This window comes from Pectobacterium polaris, from assembly GCF_002307355.1.
Lineage (GTDB): Bacteria > Pseudomonadota > Gammaproteobacteria > Enterobacterales > Enterobacteriaceae > Pectobacterium > Pectobacterium polare.
Map to the genome: position 1 here is coordinate 2,263,759 of NZ_CP017481.1, position 17,917 is coordinate 2,281,675.

Annotated in this window: 15 protein-coding genes and 1 pseudogene; 12 read left to right on the forward strand and 4 right to left on the reverse strand. The window is 52.0% G+C overall.

Translation table 11 applies throughout. From position 1 onward, the window contains the following. Positions 1-508 precede the first annotated feature (508 nt). The 3 genes from BJJ97_RS10260 to BJJ97_RS10270 are packed head-to-tail and all read left to right on the forward strand — an operon-like array spanning position 509 to position 2,148. Complete coding sequence (locus tag BJJ97_RS10260; protein ID WP_095993881.1) at positions 509-859, forward strand: YqcC family protein; 351 nt, start codon at positions 509-511, stop codon at positions 857-859. Continuing rightward, entirely contained in the window at positions 852-1,637 is a 786-nt protein-coding gene (truC, locus tag BJJ97_RS10265) for a tRNA pseudouridine(65) synthase TruC (RefSeq protein WP_095995353.1), read from the forward strand. Before BJJ97_RS10260 ends, truC begins: the two co-directional genes overlap by 8 nt. A 55-nt stretch (positions 1,638-1,692) precedes the next feature. After that, positions 1,693-2,148 carry a flavodoxin gene (locus tag BJJ97_RS10270; RefSeq protein ID WP_095701857.1) on the forward strand — a complete coding sequence of 152 codons (456 nt, stop codon included), beginning with the start codon at positions 1,693-1,695 and terminating at the stop codon, positions 2,146-2,148. A 73-nt stretch (positions 2,149-2,221) separates the two neighbouring features. On the opposite strand, the gene BJJ97_RS10275 is transcribed toward BJJ97_RS10270, so the two are convergent. From BJJ97_RS10275 to map, 4 genes are all read right to left on the reverse strand, one after another. Next, on the reverse strand, positions 2,222-2,614 hold the full coding sequence (locus tag BJJ97_RS10275) for a DUF3461 family protein (RefSeq protein WP_095993882.1): 393 nt from the start codon (positions 2,612-2,614) through the stop codon (positions 2,222-2,224). A gap of 84 nt (positions 2,615-2,698) precedes the next feature. Beyond that, on the reverse strand, positions 2,699-3,526 hold the full coding sequence (gene dapD / locus BJJ97_RS10280) for a 2,3,4,5-tetrahydropyridine-2,6-dicarboxylate N-succinyltransferase (protein ID WP_010284812.1): 828 nt from the start codon (positions 3,524-3,526) through the stop codon (positions 2,699-2,701). A gap of 28 nt (positions 3,527-3,554) precedes the next feature. Further along, positions 3,555-6,269 carry a bifunctional uridylyltransferase/uridylyl-removing protein GlnD gene (gene glnD, locus BJJ97_RS10285; protein ID WP_095993883.1) on the reverse strand — a complete coding sequence of 905 codons (2,715 nt, stop codon included), beginning with the start codon at positions 6,267-6,269 and terminating at the stop codon, positions 3,555-3,557. 42 nt (positions 6,270-6,311) lie between these two features. Continuing rightward, positions 6,312-7,106 (reverse strand): type I methionyl aminopeptidase, encoded by a 795-nt coding sequence (gene map / locus BJJ97_RS10290; protein ID WP_014914446.1) that lies wholly within the window; start codon positions 7,104-7,106, stop codon positions 6,312-6,314. Positions 7,107-7,450: 344 nt separating this feature from the next. Between map and rpsB the strand changes: the two genes are divergently transcribed. From rpsB to bamA, 9 genes and pseudogenes are all read left to right on the forward strand, one after another. Next, the gene (rpsB, locus tag BJJ97_RS10295; RefSeq protein WP_039483864.1) at positions 7,451-8,176 is read left to right on the forward strand and encodes a 30S ribosomal protein S2; all 726 of its coding nucleotides are present in this window, start codon (positions 7,451-7,453) and stop codon (positions 8,174-8,176) included. 134 nt (positions 8,177-8,310) lie between these two features. Continuing rightward, a complete protein-coding gene (tsf, locus tag BJJ97_RS10300; RefSeq protein WP_010296401.1) occupies positions 8,311-9,162 on the forward strand; it encodes a translation elongation factor Ts in 852 nt (283 codons plus the stop codon). 155 nt (positions 9,163-9,317) lie between these two features. Then, positions 9,318-10,043 (forward strand): UMP kinase, encoded by a 726-nt coding sequence (gene pyrH, locus BJJ97_RS10305; protein WP_005975910.1) that lies wholly within the window; start codon positions 9,318-9,320, stop codon positions 10,041-10,043. A 135-nt stretch (positions 10,044-10,178) separates the two neighbouring features. After that, positions 10,179-10,736: a ribosome recycling factor gene (gene frr / locus BJJ97_RS10310; protein ID WP_095701858.1), complete on the forward strand. Its 558-nt coding sequence runs from the start codon at positions 10,179-10,181 to the stop codon at positions 10,734-10,736. A gap of 250 nt (positions 10,737-10,986) precedes the next feature. Further along, a complete protein-coding gene (gene ispC / locus BJJ97_RS10315; protein ID WP_095993884.1) occupies positions 10,987-12,183 on the forward strand; it encodes a 1-deoxy-D-xylulose-5-phosphate reductoisomerase in 1,197 nt (398 codons plus the stop codon). Positions 12,184-12,381: 198 nt separating this feature from the next. Then, positions 12,382-13,142 (forward strand): annotated as a pseudogene (ispU, locus tag BJJ97_RS10320) ((2E,6E)-farnesyl-diphosphate-specific ditrans,polycis-undecaprenyl-diphosphate synthase). A 9-nt stretch (positions 13,143-13,151) separates the two neighbouring features. Beyond that, entirely contained in the window at positions 13,152-14,009 is an 858-nt protein-coding gene (cdsA, locus tag BJJ97_RS10325) for a phosphatidate cytidylyltransferase (protein WP_095701860.1), read from the forward strand. A gap of 21 nt (positions 14,010-14,030) precedes the next feature. Next, positions 14,031-15,386 (forward strand): sigma E protease regulator RseP, encoded by a 1,356-nt coding sequence (gene rseP / locus BJJ97_RS10330; RefSeq protein ID WP_095993885.1) that lies wholly within the window; start codon positions 14,031-14,033, stop codon positions 15,384-15,386. Positions 15,387-15,421: 35 nt separating this feature from the next. After that, positions 15,422-17,857, forward strand: coding sequence for an outer membrane protein assembly factor BamA (gene bamA, locus BJJ97_RS10335; protein WP_095993886.1), 2,436 nt, complete (start codon positions 15,422-15,424; stop codon positions 17,855-17,857). Positions 17,858-17,917: the final 60 nt, after the last annotated feature.

The window sequence follows — 17,917 nt, forward strand, 5'->3', positions numbered from 1 at the left end:
AAGAGGCATTGTTTTAGGAAGAAACGCTGTTTTAAGGATAAACACTGTTTTAGGAAGAAACAGTAGCTTCAGGAAGAAGCGTTGTTTTCAGGAAGAAGAACGGTTTTCAGGAAGAAACATGGTTTCAGGATGAAATCAGGGACACCTCCAGGAAGGAGACCGAGAGCCGATTAGGAATATCGGTGGGGCAGGAGCCTAAAGGGATTGAATCACGGAAGATACAGGATGGACACGTCAGGACGAAAGTGGGACGCCAGCAAGGATTGTGGGTTAGGACGACCAAAAAGGAAAAGTTTTCACGGATGAGCAGGGATGCAAATGTGTAGCGGGATAGCTATAAAACGAACCGGGGGTACTGAGCAATCAGTACCCCCAATTTTTTGCCTGTGACGATTGGGTTCAGGGGTTATCATCGATAGCGTATAGCCAAAATGCGACGATTGGGTCAGGCTGATATCAGTGCTATGCTTTGCCGCCATTACTGTTGGCGTCAAGGGCGAGAAACCGCATGAGTAGAGAGAACCAGGTTCGTCAGTCATTATTCGATATTGAGCGCGCGTTGAGGGAAAGCCCTTTCTGGCAGGTCGTCCCGCCGGAAGAGGAGGCGTTTAACAGCACGGAGCCCTTCAGCCTCGATACCATGAAACCCGAAGAGTGGTTGCAGTGGGTCTTTTTGCCGCGCATGCATGCCTTATTGGATAGCGAGCTCGCACTGCCCGCTGAACTGGTCTTGCTGCCTTATTTTGAAGAAGCACTGGAAGGGGCGCCAGAAGAGACGGCGGCGGTTCTGTTGCGTATCGGGCAGCTTGATGAGCTGTTCCGCCCGGATGCACAGGATGGCGCAGCGCACGATGCTTGAGATTATTTATCAGGATGAGCATCTGGTTGCCGTCAATAAACCCAGTGGCTGGTTAGTCCATCGTAGCTGGCTGGATCGCAAAGAAAAAGTCGTGGTGATGCAGACTGTGCGCGATCAGATCGGCCAGCATGTGTATACCGTTCATCGTCTCGATAGGCCAACATCCGGCGTGTTGCTGCTCGCGCTGTCCAGCGATGTCGCGCGTGCGTTATCCCAGCAGTTTGAATCACACCAGATGCAGAAAATGTATCATGCCGTTGTACGGGGCTATGTGCTGGATGACGGCGTGATCGATTATGCGCTCACTGAAGAGCTGGACAAGATTGCCGACAAATTTACCAATCCTGATAAGGCGCCGCAGCCTGCTGTCACGCATTACCGTTCTTTAGCGCAGGTCGAGATGCCAGTTGCCATCGGCCGTTACCCAACGGCACGCTACAGTCTGATGGAACTGAAGCCACAGACCGGACGCAAGCACCAACTCCGCCGCCATATGTCACATATCCACCATCCGATTATTGGCGATACCGCGCACGGTGACTTGCGACACAATCGCGGTATGGAGACGCACTTCTCCTGCGGCAGGCTCATGCTGCATGCCAGCGAGTTGCAGCTGAATCATCCGGTGAGCGGACAGCCATTGACGTTGCAGGCGCGTTGGGATGCGCCGTGGCAGGGTGTGATGACACAGTTTGGCTGGCAGGGGATTCTCCCTGAGTTTGAAGGGGTTGAGTTTCCTGCCGACTCAGGTCAGGATAGCGAGCATTCCGTCGGGTAATATCTGGCGTATTACTTTTAATTAAATATATTGAATTAAAAAGGGAGTCAGAAGCATGGCGCAGATTGGTATTTTTGTTGGTACGGTCTACGGGAATGCATTGCTGGTGGCCGAAGAAGCCGAAAATATTCTCAAGGACCGTGGCCACGAGGTTAAGGTCTTTGAAGATGCGACGCTGGAATCCTGGTTGGACTACCGCGAACATACAGTTTTAGTTGTCACGTCGACGACGGGACAAGGCCAGTTACCTGATTCTATTGTTCCGCTTTATGCCGCCCTGCGTGAAAAAGGCGGTTACCAGCCCGCGCTGCGCTATGGCGTGATTGCGCTGGGTGACAGCAGTTACCCGAATTTCTGTGCGGGTGGCCATCTTTTCGATGCCTTATTGCAGGACATCGGGGCTAAACGCCTGGGCGATGTGTTGGACGTTGATGCCGTCGAACACCCTGAGCCTGAAGTGATTTCATGCCCGTGGGTTGAAGCATGGGCTGATTTGGTTGACGCGCAGTGATGCTGTGCTGAAATGAGAAACGGGAGCCTATCGTGCTCCCGTTTTCGTTTGCGGCTTGTTGAGATAATCGCGCTTAGCGATTCTTGGTGGTCAGCTTCTCTAAATCCGCTTCGATTTCGGTAATTTTGTTGGAAACCACGCTTTCCAGATGACGCAGATCGTCAAGGATTTTGCGCTTCAGATCGACTTCAACCTGTTCCTGCTGGCAGATCTTGTCTAATTCATCAATCACATAGCGCAGATTTGGGCTGATCTCGTTGATCTCTTTGTAGCCCTGTCCAGAATTGTCTGCCACGACGGTCTTGCGCTGGCGCGGGTATTTGAACTTCACGCTTTTAGCGAAAAACTCGCCTTTATCTTTACGAAAATAGATCTTTAGGATGTCGTTGTTTGCTTCCTGACGCAGGCTATAGCGATCGATATCATCGGGATTGGTAATGCCCAGGCTTTTTAGATTGTCATACATAGCGCCACCTTCTCGGTTTTTAGATAGTCCTGATTATCGTTCGAGCATAAAAAAACGGCGGGTGATTAACCCGCCGTTTCTAGTTTAGTCGATGGAGCGTAATAACTCATTGATACCCACTTTAGCGCGGGTTTTCGCATCCACTTTCTTCACAATGATTGCACAGTACAGGCTGTGGCTGCCATCTTTAGACGGCAGGTTGCCGGAAACCACAACGGAGCCAGCTGGGACGCGGCCATAGTGAATTTCACCGGTTTCACGATCGTAAATACGGGTGCTTTGGCTGATGAACACGCCCATGGAGATGACGGAACCTTCCTCAACGACAACGCCTTCCACGACTTCAGAACGCGCACCGATGAAGCAGTTATCTTCGATGATGGTTGGGTTAGCCTGTAACGGCTCCAGAACGCCACCGATACCGACGCCGCCGGACAGGTGAACATTTTTACCGATCTGAGCACAAGAACCGACGGTTACCCACGTATCGACCATCGTGCCTTCATCAACGTAAGCGCCGATGTTGACGTAAGACGGCATCAGCACGGTATTACGTGCGATATAAGCACCGCGACGCACGCTGGCTGGCGGTGCAACACGCACGCCTTCACGCTGGAAACGCGCTTCATCATAGTCAGCGAATTTCATTGGGACTTTGTCGAAGAAGCGTGTTTCTCCGCCTTCGATAAGTTGGTTATCGTTAATACGGAAAGAGAGCAGCACGGCTTTCTTCAGCCACTGATGGGTAACCCACTGGCCGTCGATTTTCTCTGCAACGCGCAGGGCGCCGCTATCCAGCAGGTTGATAGCCTGATTGACGGCTTCACGTGTGACGGTGTCGGTGTTTGCCGGAGTGATTTCAGCGCGGCGCTCGAAAGCCGTCTCAATGATGTTCTGTAATTGTTGGTGCATCCTGATTTCTCTTTCCTGATTGTAAAAATTAACTCAATGGTACTTTATCGTTTGGGTTAAGGGCTTCTGTCAACCGTTCTTGCAATTTAAGGCGTAAATCCGGTTTTAATGCCCGTCTGTCGCTGTCGGCCAGAATGAAAAGATCCTCTACCCGCTCGCCGATTGTGGAAATGCGTGCGCCGTGCAGCGACAGGTTGAGATCGGCAAAAATCTCACCGATCCGTGCCAGCAGTCCTGGTTGGTCAAGCGCGCTGAGCTCCATGTAGCTGCGTCTGTCCGTGTGCGTCGGCAGGAAGTTGACTTCCGTTGGTACGCTGAAGTGCCGCAGCTTGGGTGATGGTCGGCGTACGCGCGGGTGTTGGTAATGTCGGTGCGTCAGCGACTGCTCCAGTGCCTGGCGTATCATTTCATGCCGATCCTGCGCCAGCGGGCTGCCGTCCGGTTCCAGCACGATGAACGTATCCATCGCCATGCCGTCGCGGCTGGTAAAAATCTGCGCATCGTGCACGCTGAGGTTGCGCCGATCCAGTTCACCAGCGACCGCTGCGAAAAGATAAGGCCTGTCTGGGCTCCATATAAAAATCTCTGTACCGCCACGGCTGGCTTGATGGCTGATCAGCACCAGCGGTTTGTTGACATCATGCTCCAGCAAGTGGCGCGCGTGCCAGGCAAGCTGGTTTGGCGAGTGGCGCAGGAAATAATCGGCCCGACAGCGGCTCCAGATATGGTGCAACGCCTCTTCGTCAATATTATCCATACGCAGCAGCGCCAGCGCCTGCAAGCGGTGATGCCGGACGCGTTCGCGCAAATCTGGCGTATTTTGCATGCCACGGCGTAGCTGTTTCTCCGTCGCGAAATAGAGTTCACGCAACAGGCTCTGTTTCCAACTATTCCACAGCGTTTCATTGGTGGCACAGATATCCGCAACCGTCAGGCTGACCAGATAGCGTAAGCGGGTTTCGCTCTGAACTTCGGTGGCAAATTGCTGAATGACGGTGGGATCCTGAATATCGCGACGCTGTGCGGTGACGGACATCAGCAGGTGGCAGCGCACCAGCCAGGAAACCAACTGAGCTTCACGCGAATTTAGCCCATGCAGCGCCGCAAACTCCAGCACATCCTGCGCGCCCAGCTCAGAGTGATCGCCCCCACGACCTTTCGCGATATCGTGGAACAGCGCGGCCAACAGCAATAATTCAGGCTGAGGCAGGCGAGGGTAGAGCTCTACGCACAGCGGATGTTGGGGGCGCGTATCCTCGTCAGCGAAGCTTTCCAGCTTGAGCAGAACGCGGATCGTGTGCTCGTCCACCGTATAGGCGTGAAACAGATCGAACTGCATCTGACCGACGATGTTCCCCCACAGCGGCATATAGGCCCACAGCACGCTGTGACGATGCATAGGCAGCAGCGCGCGGCTTACCGCATGCGGATGGCGCAGAATATTCATGAACAGCTGGCGCGCTTCCGGGATGGTGCAAAGCGGGCTGGCGAGATGGCGACGAGCATGGCGCAGTTGGCGCAAGGTGGTGGAGTAAATACCGCTGATGTCGCGGTTGCGCACCATCAGGTAGAACATGCGCATGATGGCTTCCGGCTTTTTGATAAACAGGTTTTCATCGCGCAGGTCTAGCAGATTGCCGCGTAGCTGAAACTCATCGTCAATCGGGCGAGGTTTTTCACTTGCATCCAACGCCAGAATCGCTTCGTCAAAGAGCTGCAACAGCATCTGGTTCAACTCGCTGACGCGACGCGTCATTCGGTAGAAATCCTTCATCATGCGTTCGACTGGCGTGTTACCTTCGCCCTGATATTGCAGCAACTGTGCGACGTTCAACTGCCTGTCGAACAGCAGCCGGTTGTCGTAACGCGGCAGGATCAGATGCAGGGCGAAGCGGATGCGCCACAAAAAGCTTTGGCATTCGTTCAGCTCTTTACGCTCAGCCTCTGTCAGGAAGCCGAAACCCACCATTTCATTGAGCGACGTCGCGCCGAAGTGACGTCTCGCGACCCACAGTAGCGTGTGAATATCGCGTAGCCCGCCTGGGCTGCTTTTGATGTCGGGTTCCAGATTGTAGCTGGTACTGTGATAGCGCTGATGGCGTTCCTGCTGTTCGGCGATTTTTGCCGGGAAAAACGTGTCTGACGGCCAAAATTCATCACTGAATATGTTTTTTTGCAGCGAGAGAAACAGGGCGACGTCGCCGCATATCATGCGGGATTCGATCAGATTGGTCGCGACGGAAATATCTGCGCGTCCTTCCTGTAAGCACTCTTCCAGCGTTCTGACGCTATGGCCGACTTCCAGCTTCAAATCCCACAGTAGGGTGATGAATTGGCCGACACGCTGGGAATGCTCTTCACTGAGTGCTGTCTGGCTTAATACCAGCACGTCGATATCGGAAAGCGGGTGCAGTTCACCGCGGCCATATCCGCCTACGGCAACGAGCGCAGTTTGCGCGATATTTTCAAAACCGTAGAAGTACCACAGCCGCTGCAACAGGCGATCGATAAACAAGGTTCTGGCATCAATCAGCTTTTCTGCGCTGACGCCAGAACGGAATTCTGAACCGAGCCAAAGCTGAAACAGTTCCAACTGCTGTTTTAACGTCTGACAATTCAGCATGTCATCAGCATAGGTCAGCGGTGAGGCAGGTAACTGTACTGGCGCAATGGGGTCTATAGGGCTGTTTGATGAGGACGCGTCAGGTGGCGTACTGTCTGGCGAAAATCGGTTATCTGTCATAGCGCAGCCCATAAAAAAAGCCGGCGTCTGCCGGCTTAGTGTTTACTGTTCATGCGTGATGATGTTGGGGATGGTGTCATCCTTTCGCAACGTCATTATTTCGCAGCCGTTATCGGTTACCACAATAGTATGCTCGTACTGTGCCGACAAGCTGCGATCTTTGGTTTTTACCGTCCAGCCGTCTTTCATCGTACGGATGCGGTAATCACCAGCATTGAGCATAGGCTCGATCGTGAATGCCATACCCGCTTGCAGCACTACGCCACCGTCATCTGCATCGTAGTGCAGAACCTGTGGCTCTTCGTGGAAGCCTTTGCCGATGCCGTGACCACAATACTCACGCACCACAGAGAAGTTATTCCCTTCCGCAAACTGCTGGATCGCTTTGCCCAGCGTGCGCAGGCGAATGCCCGGCTTAACCATTTTCAGCGCCAGATAGAGGCTTTCCTGCGTGATGCGGCAGAGGCGCTCACCCAGAATGGTCGGTTTGCCGACGATAAACATTTTTGACGTATCGCCGTGGAAGTCGTCTTTGATTACGGTGACGTCGATGTTGACGATATCGCCGTCTTTCAAAATGCGCTCTTCGCTAGGAATGCCGTGGCACACCACTTCGTTGATGGAGATGCAGACGGATTTCGGGAAGCCGTGGTAGCCCAGACAAGCAGAAATGGCTTGCTGCTTGTTGGTGATGTGATCGTGACAGATTCTGTCTAATTCAGCAGTACTCACGCCCGGCACCACGTGGGGTTCGATGATTTCCAGGACTTCGGCAGCCAGACGGCCAGCTACGCGCATTTTTTCGATGTCTTCAGGAGTTTTAATTGAAATTGCCATTGATGATTGTCCGCAGGTGCCTGTTAAGCACAAAAATTAAAAGCGATAACTAATAACTTATGTTACCAGCCATGCCGTTGGCTTGCCAAACTATCATTCTGATTAGTGGACGATTGAATAACAAAAGTTGGTGTCGCTGGGGGATTTATGGTATAAAGCGCGCCGATGATCCGGCTGGATATCGGTTATACGATATTCAACGACATCGACTAAACTCACTTTGTGTAAATAACACACACATGTCGGCACGTTCGCCGGGGTGCTCCTGAGGTGTTTCACCGGATGGGGTCGGCGCAATGGGACATGTGGAGGCATAACCCCATACTTAATTAATAGAGGTAATCATGGCAACTGTTTCCATGCGCGATATGCTCAAGGCTGGCGTACACTTTGGTCACCAGACCCGTTACTGGAACCCGAAAATGAAGCCATTCATCTTCGGTGCACGTAACAAAGTTCACATCATCAACCTTGAAAAAACTGTACCAATGTTCAACGATGCTTTGGCTGAGCTGGGCAAAATTGCTTCTCGCAAAGGCAAAATTCTGTTCGTTGGTACCAAGCGCGCAGCAAGCGAAGCGGTAAAAGATGCGGCCAACAACTGCGATCAGTTCTACGTGAACCATCGTTGGTTGGGCGGTATGCTGACTAACTGGAAAACCGTTCGTCAGTCCATCAAGCGTTTGAAAGATCTGGAAACCCAATCTCAAGACGGCACGTTCGACAAGCTGACCAAAAAAGAGGCGCTGATGCGCACTCGTGAACTGGACAAGCTGGAAAACAGCCTGGGCGGTATCAAAGATATGGGCGGTCTGCCAGACGCGCTGTTCGTTATCGACGCCGATCACGAGCACATCGCAATCAAAGAAGCTAACAACCTGGGTATTCCGGTATTCTCAGTGGTTGATACCAACTCCGATCCAGATGGCGTTGACTTCATCATCCCTGGTAACGATGACGCAATCCGTGCAGTTAACCTGTACCTGAGCGCTGTTGCTACTGCTGTCCGCGAAGGCCGTTCTCAAGATCTGGCTGTGCAGGCAGAAGAAGGCTTAGTAGAAGCTGAATAATAAGTCTGGCTCGTTGAGCCCTTATTAACCAGGTAGTACTAGTTTGGTTAGGGGCCTTTTTATGGCCCCTTTTTCACTTTTAAAGCTGTTTGGTCGTGACGACCAGGCAGAAAAAATCTTCCGAGGATTTTAGAATGGCTGAAATTACCGCATCCCTGGTAAAAGAGCTGCGTGAGCGTACCGCTGCGGGCATGATGGAATGTAAGAAGGCGCTGGTTGAAGCTAACGGCGACATCGAGCTGGCAATCGAAAACATGCGTAAATCCGGCGCGATTAAAGCGGCGAAAAAAGCAGGTAACGTTGCTGCTGATGGCGTGATCAAGACTAAGATCGACGGTAACTACGCTGTGATCCTGGAAGTTAACTGCCAGACCGACTTCGTTGCTAAAGACGGTGGTTTCCAGGCGTTTGCTGACAAAGTGCTGGACGCTGCGGTTGCAGGCAAAATCACTGATGTTGACGTGCTGAAAGCACAGTTCGAAGAAGAGCGTGTTGCGCTGGTTGCGAAAATTGGTGAGAACATCAACATTCGTCGCGTTTCTGCTCTGGAAGGCGAAGTTCTGGGTAACTACCAACACGGTGCGCGCATCGGTGTTCTGGTTGCTGCTAAAGGCGCTGACGAAGAGCTGGTTAAACACCTGGCTATGCACGTTGCCGCAAGCAAGCCTGAATTCGTTAAGCCAGAAGACGTGTCTGCTGAAGTGGTAGAGAAAGAGTACCAGGTTCAGTTGGAAATCGCGATGCAGTCTGGTAAGCCGAAAGAAATCGCAGAGAAAATGGTTGAAGGCCGTATGAAGAAATTCACCGGCGAAGTTTCTCTGACTGGCCAGCCTTTCGTTATGGATCCAGCTAAGTCTGTTGGTCAACTGCTGAAAGAGCACAACGCTGACGTGACTAACTTCATCCGTTTCGAAGTGGGTGAAGGTATTGAAAAAGTTGAGACTGACTTTGCTGCTGAAGTTGCAGCGATGAGCAAGCAGTCTTAATAGCAAAAAAAAGAGCCGCCAGTTGGCGGTTCCTTTTTATCCAGCCCAAAGAGTTTTAGTACGCTTGGTTTCCTGCATTCAGATAGGGGCCGGGTGGAACAGTTTTGATTTTTACAACCCCCCAATACGACGACAGCCTGTAGGATAAGAACACCATGGCAACCAATGCAAAACCCGTCTATCAACGAATCCTGCTGAAGCTCAGTGGCGAAGCTTTACAGGGAACTGAAGGTTTTGGTATCGATGCGAGCATTCTGGATCGCATGGCTCAGGAAGTGAAAGAACTGGTTGAGTTAGGCATTCAGGTCGGTGTAGTTATCGGCGGTGGTAACCTGTTTCGTGGCGCGGGTCTGGCTAAAGCGGGTATGAACCGCGTTGTGGGCGACCACATGGGAATGCTGGCGACCGTCATGAATGGTCTGGCAATGCGTGATGCGTTGCACCGTGCCTATGTGAACGCTCGTCTGATGTCTGCCATTCCCCTGAATGGCGTCTGTGACAATTACAGCTGGGCAGAAGCAATTAGCCTGCTGCGTAATAACCGCGTAGTGATTTTCTCCGCTGGAACAGGCAACCCTTTCTTCACCACGGATTCAGCGGCTTGTCTGCGCGGCATTGAGATTGAAGCGGATGTCGTCTTGAAAGCGACAAAAGTCGATGGCGTCTATTCTGCCGATCCGGTACAAGATCCTTCAGCGACGATGTACGAAACGCTAACCTATCAAGACGTGTTAGAACGTGAGCTGAAAGTGATGGATCTTGCCGCGTTCACGCTGGCACGCGACCATAATTTACCGATCCGTGTTTTCAACATGAACAAACCTGGCGCACTGCGTCGCGTTGTCATGGGTGAAAAAGAAGGGACGTTGATTAGTCAGTAATAACGTCTCACGCCAATTATGGGGTACTATACTCCCCAGTATTGCGCCATACGCCAGCCGCGCGCTGGCTTAATTATTCACCGGGTCATGTACTGACATGGCCTGCCTGGCAACCAGTTTTCAAGGGTTCACAACGTGACTAATGAAATCAGAAAAGATGCTGAAACGCGCATGGACAAATGTGTTGAAGCGTTTAAAAACCAGATCAGCAAAATCCGTACCGGCCGTGCGTCACCTAGCATTCTCGATGGCATCCATATTGAATACTATGGCAGCGCAACGCCACTGCGTCAGATTGCTAACGTTGTCGTAGAAGATTCCCGCACGCTGGCGATTTCGGTCTTCGATCGTTCGCTTGGCCCAGCGGTTGAGAAAGCGATCATGGCCTCCGATCTCGGCCTGAACCCGTCTTCTGCTGGCACCGTAATCCGTGTTCCACTGCCACCGCTGACGGAAGAGCGTCGTAAAGACCTGATCAAAGTGGTTCGTGGCGAAGCAGAGCAGGGCCGTATCTCCGTACGTAACGTGCGTCGTGACGCGAACGACAAACTGAAAGCGCTGCTGAAAGATAAAGCGATCAGTGAAGACGAAGAACGTCGCGCTCAGGACGATGTGCAGAAACTGACTGACAACTTCATTAAGAAAGTGGACGTTGCACTGGCAGAAAAAGAAGCGGAGCTGATGGAGTTCTAATCAGCCTGTTGAATATTGCGTCGCCGGAAATCTGTGGGATGCCCCCTAATTTCCTGCGGCGCTTTATTTTTTATACAATGATCGTGTAAGGAATGGGTGAAGGCTAGCCCCTCTGGGTAGTAAACAATTTTTTGCTGTGTATATGCCTGCGGTTATCGTGACTGTGATCGATAGCAGAGATATATCATGGTAATCGCCTCAGACTCGTGTACCTTCCTGTCATCAAATCCGGTTATTCAGAGCATTTTTAATGAAGCAACTGACAATTCTTGGTTCCACCGGCTCTATTGGCGTCAGTTCGCTGGCAGTGATTAAAGCCAATCCCGATAAATTTGCCGTACGCGCGTTATCCGCCGGGTACAACGTCAAGCTGATGTTAGAGCAGTGCCTCACTTTCCAACCCGCCTATGCCTCAATGGCTGATGAAGCCTCTGCAACTGCCCTGCGCCAGCAGTTGGCGGAATATGGTTGTAAAACGGAAGTGCTGGCGGGAGTTCAGGCAGCATGTGACCTTGCTGCATTGGATGGCGTCGATCAGGTGATGGCCGCGATTGTGGGAGCGGCAGGGTTATTGCCAACGCTAGCGGCAATTCATGCCGGAAAACAGGTTTTGTTGGCGAACAAAGAATCGCTGGTCACCTGCGGACGTCTCTTCATGGATGCCGTAGCGCAAAGTGGCGCACAGCTTTTACCTATTGATAGCGAACATAATGCGATTTTTCAGAGTTTACCTGAGCAAATTCAGCGCCAATTAGGCTACGCTTCATTGTCGCAGCATGGGGTCGAACGTATTGTTCTGACCGGTTCCGGTGGACCGTTTCGTGAAACTCCGGTGTCGGCGTTGGCGGACATGACGCCGGATCAGGCGTGTGCGCATCCAAATTGGTCAATGGGGCGCAAAATTTCGGTTGATTCTGCCACGATGATGAACAAAGGGCTGGAGTATATCGAAGCGCGCTGGTTGTTTAATGCTTCTGCCGAACAGATGGAAGTCATTATTCATCCGCAGTCAGTGATTCACTCGATGGTGCGTTACCGTGATGGTAGCGTTCTGGCGCAGTTAGGATCGCCCGACATGCGTACGCCGATTGCTCATGCAATGGCTTATCCTGAACGTGTGACATCGGGTGCAAAAACGTTAGATTTTTGCCAGATTGGCGCGCTGACATTTTTGGCACCGGACTATGCGCGCTATCCTTGCTTACAGCTCGCTATTGATGCTTGTAATCATGGTCAGTCGGCCACCACGGCACTGAATGCGGCGAATGAAGTTGCAGTGGCAGCATTCTTGCAGTCGCAGATTCGTTTTACGGATATCGCGGCGGTAAATCGGCATGTCATTGAACAACTTACATTACCAGAACCCGCCAGCGTCGATGATGTTTTGTTTATCGACCGCTGGGCCAGACAGGTCGCAACACAGACCCTGACACATTACGCGCGATAGCTGGATAACGGCGTGGCACAATTTGTTCATGTGCGGTGGAGGTGGTATAGTCTGCGCCACTCAATGGTTGATTATGCGAAAGTTGTTTAATCGACCGGGAAGCTAAGCCGTGATCGTTCACGGCTTTTTTTGCGCTAACGGGATCTGATGTTACGGAAGAACTGTTGTATTTCTTGCTTGAGGAAATAAGTACGCGTTATGCCGTCCGATAATCAAAAAAATACTAACGATCTGCCACCCGCCGGGCCGCGGCATGTTGCCATTATCATGGATGGCAATGGTCGCTGGGCGAAAAGCCGGGGGAAAATGCGGATTTTTGGCCATCAGGCTGGTGTAAAGGCTGTGCGACGGTCGGTCAGTTTTGCAGTGAGCCAAGGGCTGGATGCACTGACACTTTACGCATTTAGCAGTGAAAACTGGAACCGTCCGGCGCAGGAAGTTTCCGCACTCATGGAACTGTTTGTTAGAGCGCTGGACAGCGAAGTGAAAAGCCTGCACAAGCACAACGTTCGCTTGCGGGTAATTGGCGATATCGGCCGCTTCAGTCCGCGTTTACAAGAGCGAATCCGCCGTTCAGAAGCACTGACGGAAAAGAATCAGGGGCTCACACTGAATATTGCCGCGAATTATGGCGGCCGTTGGGATATTATTCAGGGAGTACGGCAACTTGCAGAGCAGGTGCAGGAAGGCATTCTGCGCCCTGATAGCATTAATGAAGCGTCATTATGTCAGTACATCTGTCTGCATGATCTGGCTCCGGTTGATTTGGTGATCAGAACCGGTGGAGAACACCGCATCAGTAATTTTCTTCTGTGGCAAATTGCTTATGCTGAACTTTACTTTACTGATGTCCTCTGGCCTGATTTCGATGAACAAGTCTTTGAAGGTGCGCTGAATGCTTTTGCACAACGCGAGCGCCGCTTCGGGGAACAACACCTATCGATGCTGATGCATCCTAGGGGGAACTTTTGCTGAAGTATCGCCTGATTACTGCTTTTATTTTGATCCCGATTGTTATTGCAGCACTTTTCTTGTTGCCTCCTCTGGGATTCACGCTTGTTACGCTGGCTGTCTGTATGCTGGCGGCATGGGAATGGGGTCAGCTGGCGGGGTTTGCCTCTTATGGCCAACGTCTATGGCTCGCGATCCTGTGTGGTTTCTTGCTGGCGCTGATGCTGTTATCACTCCCGGCCTACCATTATTCCGTGCATATTCCGCAAATCAGCATCGCGCTCTGGTCATCACTGGTGTGGTGGGGTGTAGCGCTGTTTCTGGTTCTGTTCTATCCGGCTTCCGCCTCATTCTGGCGTCATTCGCGCACATTACGACTGGTGTTCGGTATCATGACGATCGTGCCGTTTTTCTGGGGCATGGTCGCGCTTCGCCATTACAATTACGCGATTAACCCATTCGCGGGTGCCTGGTGGCTGCTGTACGTCATGCTGCTGGTGTGGGGCGCGGACAGCGGTGCCTACATGTTCGGTAAACTGTTTGGTAAGCGTAAGCTCGCGCCAAAAGTCTCGCCGGGCAAAACCTGGGAAGGCTTTCTCGGTGGTCTGGCAACCTCGGCGCTCATCTCTGTGCTGTTTAGCCTTTATGCGCCGTTAACGGTAGCGCCAGCAACGTTGTTGATTTGTTCTATTGCTGCTGCGCTGGCCTCGGTGCTGGGTGATTTGACGGAAAGTATGTTCAAACGCGAGGCGGGCATCAAAGACAGTAGCCATTTGATTCCGGGGCACGGTGGCGTGCTCGATCGTATCGACAGCCTGACGGCTGCGGTTCCTGTGTTCTCTTGCCTGATGCTGCTGCTGTTTAAAGTGGCTTAGAATAAAGCGGTAGAGCTATTTATGCTGAGTTTTCTCTGGAATCTTGCCGCGTTTATCATCGCACTGGGTGTGCTGGTCACTGTCCATGAATTTGGACATTTCTGGGTGGCGCGCCGCTGTGGTGTGAAGGTCGAACGCTTCTCCGTCGGTTTCGGGCGCGCGCTATGGCGTCGTCGCGATCGCACCGGTACAGAATTCGTGATTGCGCTGATCCCACTTGGCGGCTACGTGAAGATGCTGGATGAGCGCGTCGACACGGTCGCGCCAGAATTCCGTCACCAGTCATTTAACAGTAAAACGGTCTGGCAACGTGCGGCTATTGTCAGCGCTGGGCCGATTGCCAATTTCCTTTTTGCGATTGTGGCGTACTGGCTGGTGTTTATTATCGGCGTACCGGGCGTGCGTCCCGTCGTGGGTGAAATACTGCCCAACTCCATCGCGGCGCAGGCGGAAATGTCGGCGGGAACGGAACTAAAGTCCGTTGATGGTATCGAAACGCCTGATTGGGATACCGCGCGTCTGGCGCTGATCGGTAAAATTGGCGATAGCGATGTCGTGGTCGGAACTGCACCTTTAGGCTCCGACCGTGTCGTCCAGAAAACGCTGGATTTACGCGAGTGGCAGTTTGAGCCGGATAAGCAAGATCCTGCGGCCTCGCTCGGGATTATCCCGCGTGGTCCGCAAATCGAACCTGTATTGCATCAGGTGCAGGCGGATTCGGCGGCGGAAAAAGCAGGTTTGCAAGTCGGAGATAGGATCGTTAAAGTCGACGGGCAGGCGCTAGCGCAATGGCGTGATTTTGTCATCGCCGTGCGTGATAACCCCGGGCAATCTATTGCTCTGGAGGTGGAACGCAACGGCTCAACAGTCCCGTTGACGTTAACGCCAGACAGCAAATCTGTGGGAAGTGGCAGAGTTGAAGGGCTGGCAGGCGTAATGCCAAGCGTGACGCCACTGCCTGAAGAATACAGGACTGTGCGCCAGTATGGGCCGTTCAGCGCGATCTACCAGGCAACAGATAAAACCTGGCAACTGATGAAATTGACCGTCAGTATGTTAGGGAAACTGGTTATGGGTGATGTTAAGCTGAACAACCTGAGCGGTCCCATTTCGATTGCTCAGGGCGCAGGAATGTCAGCAGATTATGGATTGATTTATTACCTGATGTTTTTGGCCTTAATCAGCGTCAATTTGGGGATCATCAATCTGTTCCCTCTGCCGGTATTGGATGGTGGACACCTGCTCTTTCTTGCGGTTGAAAAGTTGAAGGGCAGGCCGGTTTCTGAGCGTGTGCAGGACGTTAGCTATCGCATTGGTACAGTGTTGCTGATGTTGTTAATGGGACTCGCACTTTTCAATGATTTCTCTCGTCTCTAGGCGCGGGATTAGGTTAGGAAAAACGCATAACAACGATGGCGATCAAAAAGTTGCTCATAGCGTCGCTGCTGTTTAGCAGCGCAACCGTATACGGTGCAGACGGGTTCGTAGTGAAGGACATTCATTTCGAGGGCCTGCAAAGGGTTGCCGTCGGGGCGGCATTACTCAGTATGCCAGTCCGCGTTGGTGATACCATCGGTGACGATGATATCGGTAACACCATCCGTGCCTTGTTTGCGACCGGAAATTTTGAAGATGTTCGTGTCCTGCGCGATGGCGAAACGCTGATTGTGCAGGTGAAAGAACGTCCAACAATCGCCAGCGTCACGTTTTCCGGCAATAAGTCCGTCAAAGACGACATGCTGAAAGAAAACCTGGAGGCCTCCGGCGTGCGCGTCGGTGAAGCGTTAGACCGCACGGCGCTCACCAACATCGAAAAGGGACTGGAAGATTTCTACTACAGCGTGGGTAAGTACAGTGCGTCGGTTAAAGCCGTTGTCACGCCACTCCCGCGTAACCGTGTAGACCTTAAACTGGTCTTCACAGAAGGCGTTTCCGCCAAGATCCAGCAGATTAATATTGTCGGTAACAAAGCGTTCAGCTCCGACGAATTGATTTCCCGTTTCCAACTGCGTGACGAAGTGCCGTGGTGGAACGTAGTTGGCGATCGTAAATACCAGAAACAAAAACTGTCTGGCGATCTGGAAACGTTACGGAGTTTCTATTTGGATCGCGGCTATGCGCGTTTCAACATCGATTCCACACAAGTGAGCCTGACGCCGGATAAAAAAGGTATCTATATCACCATCAATATGACGGAAGGCGAGCAGTACAAGCTGTCTGGCGTCACGGTGAAAGGTAATCTGGCTGGTCACTCTGCGGAAGTCGAAGGGCTGACGAAGGTTGAACCAGGTGAACTCTACAACGGGACGAAAGTGACCCGGATGGAAGAGGACATCAAGAAACTGCTGGGCCGTTATGGCTATGCCTATCCGCGTGTGGTCACTCAGCCGGAAATTAATGATGCAGATAAGACGGTTAGATTAAACATCAACGTCGATGCGGGTAACCGTTTCTATGTGCGTCATATCCGCTTTGACGGTAACGACACGTCTAAAGATTCCGTTCTGCGCCGTGAAATGCGTCAGATGGAAGGTGCCTGGTTAGGCAACGATCTGGTTGAGCAGGGCAAAGAGCGTCTGAACCGACTGGGATACTTTGAAAGCGTTGATGTAGAAACGCAGCGCGTTCCCGGTGTGGCCGATCAGGTTGATGTAACGTATAAAGTCAAAGAGCGTAATACGGGTACATTCAACTTTGGTGTCGGTTTCGGTACCGAAAGTGGCGTGAGCTTCCAGGCTGGGGTTCAGCAGGACAACTGGCTGGGAACGGGTAACTCCGTTGGTATCAGCGGGACTAAAAACGACTACCAGACGTATGTCGAGCTGTCACTGACTGACCCGTACTTTACCGTTGATGGCGTTAGCCTCGGTGGCCGTGTCTTCTATAACAAATTTGAGGCATCTGACGCCGATCTGTCCGACTATACCAACGTGAGCTATGGCGTTGGCAGCACCTTGGGCTTCCCGATTAACGAGAATAACTCACTGCGTGTCGGTCTGGATTATGTGCATAACGATCTGTCGGATATGAGGCCGCAGGTGGCGATGTGGCGTTATCTGGATTCCGTGGGAGTTAATCCATCCGTGGTTCAGGAAGGGAATAAATCTAGCGCTGACTTTAAAGCGAACGATTTCTTCCTGAATACGGGATGGTCGTATAACAATCTGGATCGCGGCTACTTCCCGACGAAAGGAACGCGTGCGTCTGCGAATGCCAAGATTGCGGTGCCGGGCTCGGACAACGAATACTACAAACTGACGTTTGATTCGGCGAGTTACTACCCGTTGAGCGACAGCGGTAACTGGGTCGTGATGGGCCGTACGCGCGCAGGCTTTGCGGATGGTATCGGTAGCAAAGAAGTGCCGTTCTACGACAACTTCTATGCGGGTGGTTCCAGTACGGTACGTGGCTTCCAGTCGAATACGATTGGTCCTAAAGCGGCGTATTACCAGTGTACAGGAACACCACTTCCAGGCTCTTATTCAGGCTGTGCTATTGATAAAACCAATCTGGATGATGCCGTTGGCGGTAACGCAATGGCAGTATTGAGTGCGGAATTGATCGTGCCAACACCGTTTATCAGTGATAAATACGCGAGCTCCGTACGTACGTCCTTCTTTGTGGATGGCGGTACGGTATGGGATACCAACTGGGAAAATACACCTGCAACGATTGCCGCAGGCGTGCCGGATTACAGCAAGGCGAGCAACTTCCGTGTTTCCAGCGGTATCGCGTTGCAATGGATGTCTCCGCTTGGGCCATTGGTCTTCTCCTATGCCCAGCCGGTTAAAAAGTACGATGGAGACAAGTCGGAACAATTCCAGTTTAACATTGGCAAAACCTGGTAGTGTGACGTCAATAGGTCGTATGCAGGGAATGTCGCATCGTTGTTCATGGATATGAGTGGT

What these genes read in the sequence shown, in the direction of transcription:
- BJJ97_RS10260 (WP_095993881.1), top strand. Translation starts at nt 509, where the DNA reads ATGAGTAGAGAGAACCAGGTTCGTCAGTCATTATTCGATATTGAGCGC.
- truC (WP_095995353.1), top strand. Translation starts at nt 852, where the DNA reads ATGCTTGAGATTATTTATCAGGATGAGCATCTGGTTGCCGTCAATAAA.
- BJJ97_RS10270 (WP_095701857.1), top strand. Translation starts at nt 1,693, where the DNA reads ATGGCGCAGATTGGTATTTTTGTTGGTACGGTCTACGGGAATGCATTG.
- BJJ97_RS10275 (WP_095993882.1), bottom strand. Translation starts at nt 2,614, where the DNA reads ATGTATGACAATCTAAAAAGCCTGGGCATTACCAATCCCGATGATATC.
- dapD (WP_010284812.1), bottom strand. Translation starts at nt 3,526, where the DNA reads ATGCACCAACAATTACAGAACATCATTGAGACGGCTTTCGAGCGCCGC.
- glnD (WP_095993883.1), bottom strand. Translation starts at nt 6,269, where the DNA reads ATGACAGATAACCGATTTTCGCCAGACAGTACGCCACCTGACGCGTCC.
- map (WP_014914446.1), bottom strand. Translation starts at nt 7,106, where the DNA reads ATGGCAATTTCAATTAAAACTCCTGAAGACATCGAAAAAATGCGCGTA.
- rpsB (WP_039483864.1), top strand. Translation starts at nt 7,451, where the DNA reads ATGGCAACTGTTTCCATGCGCGATATGCTCAAGGCTGGCGTACACTTT.
- tsf (WP_010296401.1), top strand. Translation starts at nt 8,311, where the DNA reads ATGGCTGAAATTACCGCATCCCTGGTAAAAGAGCTGCGTGAGCGTACC.
- pyrH (WP_005975910.1), top strand. Translation starts at nt 9,318, where the DNA reads ATGGCAACCAATGCAAAACCCGTCTATCAACGAATCCTGCTGAAGCTC.
- ispC (WP_095993884.1), top strand. Translation starts at nt 10,987, where the DNA reads ATGAAGCAACTGACAATTCTTGGTTCCACCGGCTCTATTGGCGTCAGT.
- rseP (WP_095993885.1), top strand. Translation starts at nt 14,031, where the DNA reads ATGCTGAGTTTTCTCTGGAATCTTGCCGCGTTTATCATCGCACTGGGT.
- bamA (WP_095993886.1), top strand. Translation starts at nt 15,422, where the DNA reads ATGGCGATCAAAAAGTTGCTCATAGCGTCGCTGCTGTTTAGCAGCGCA.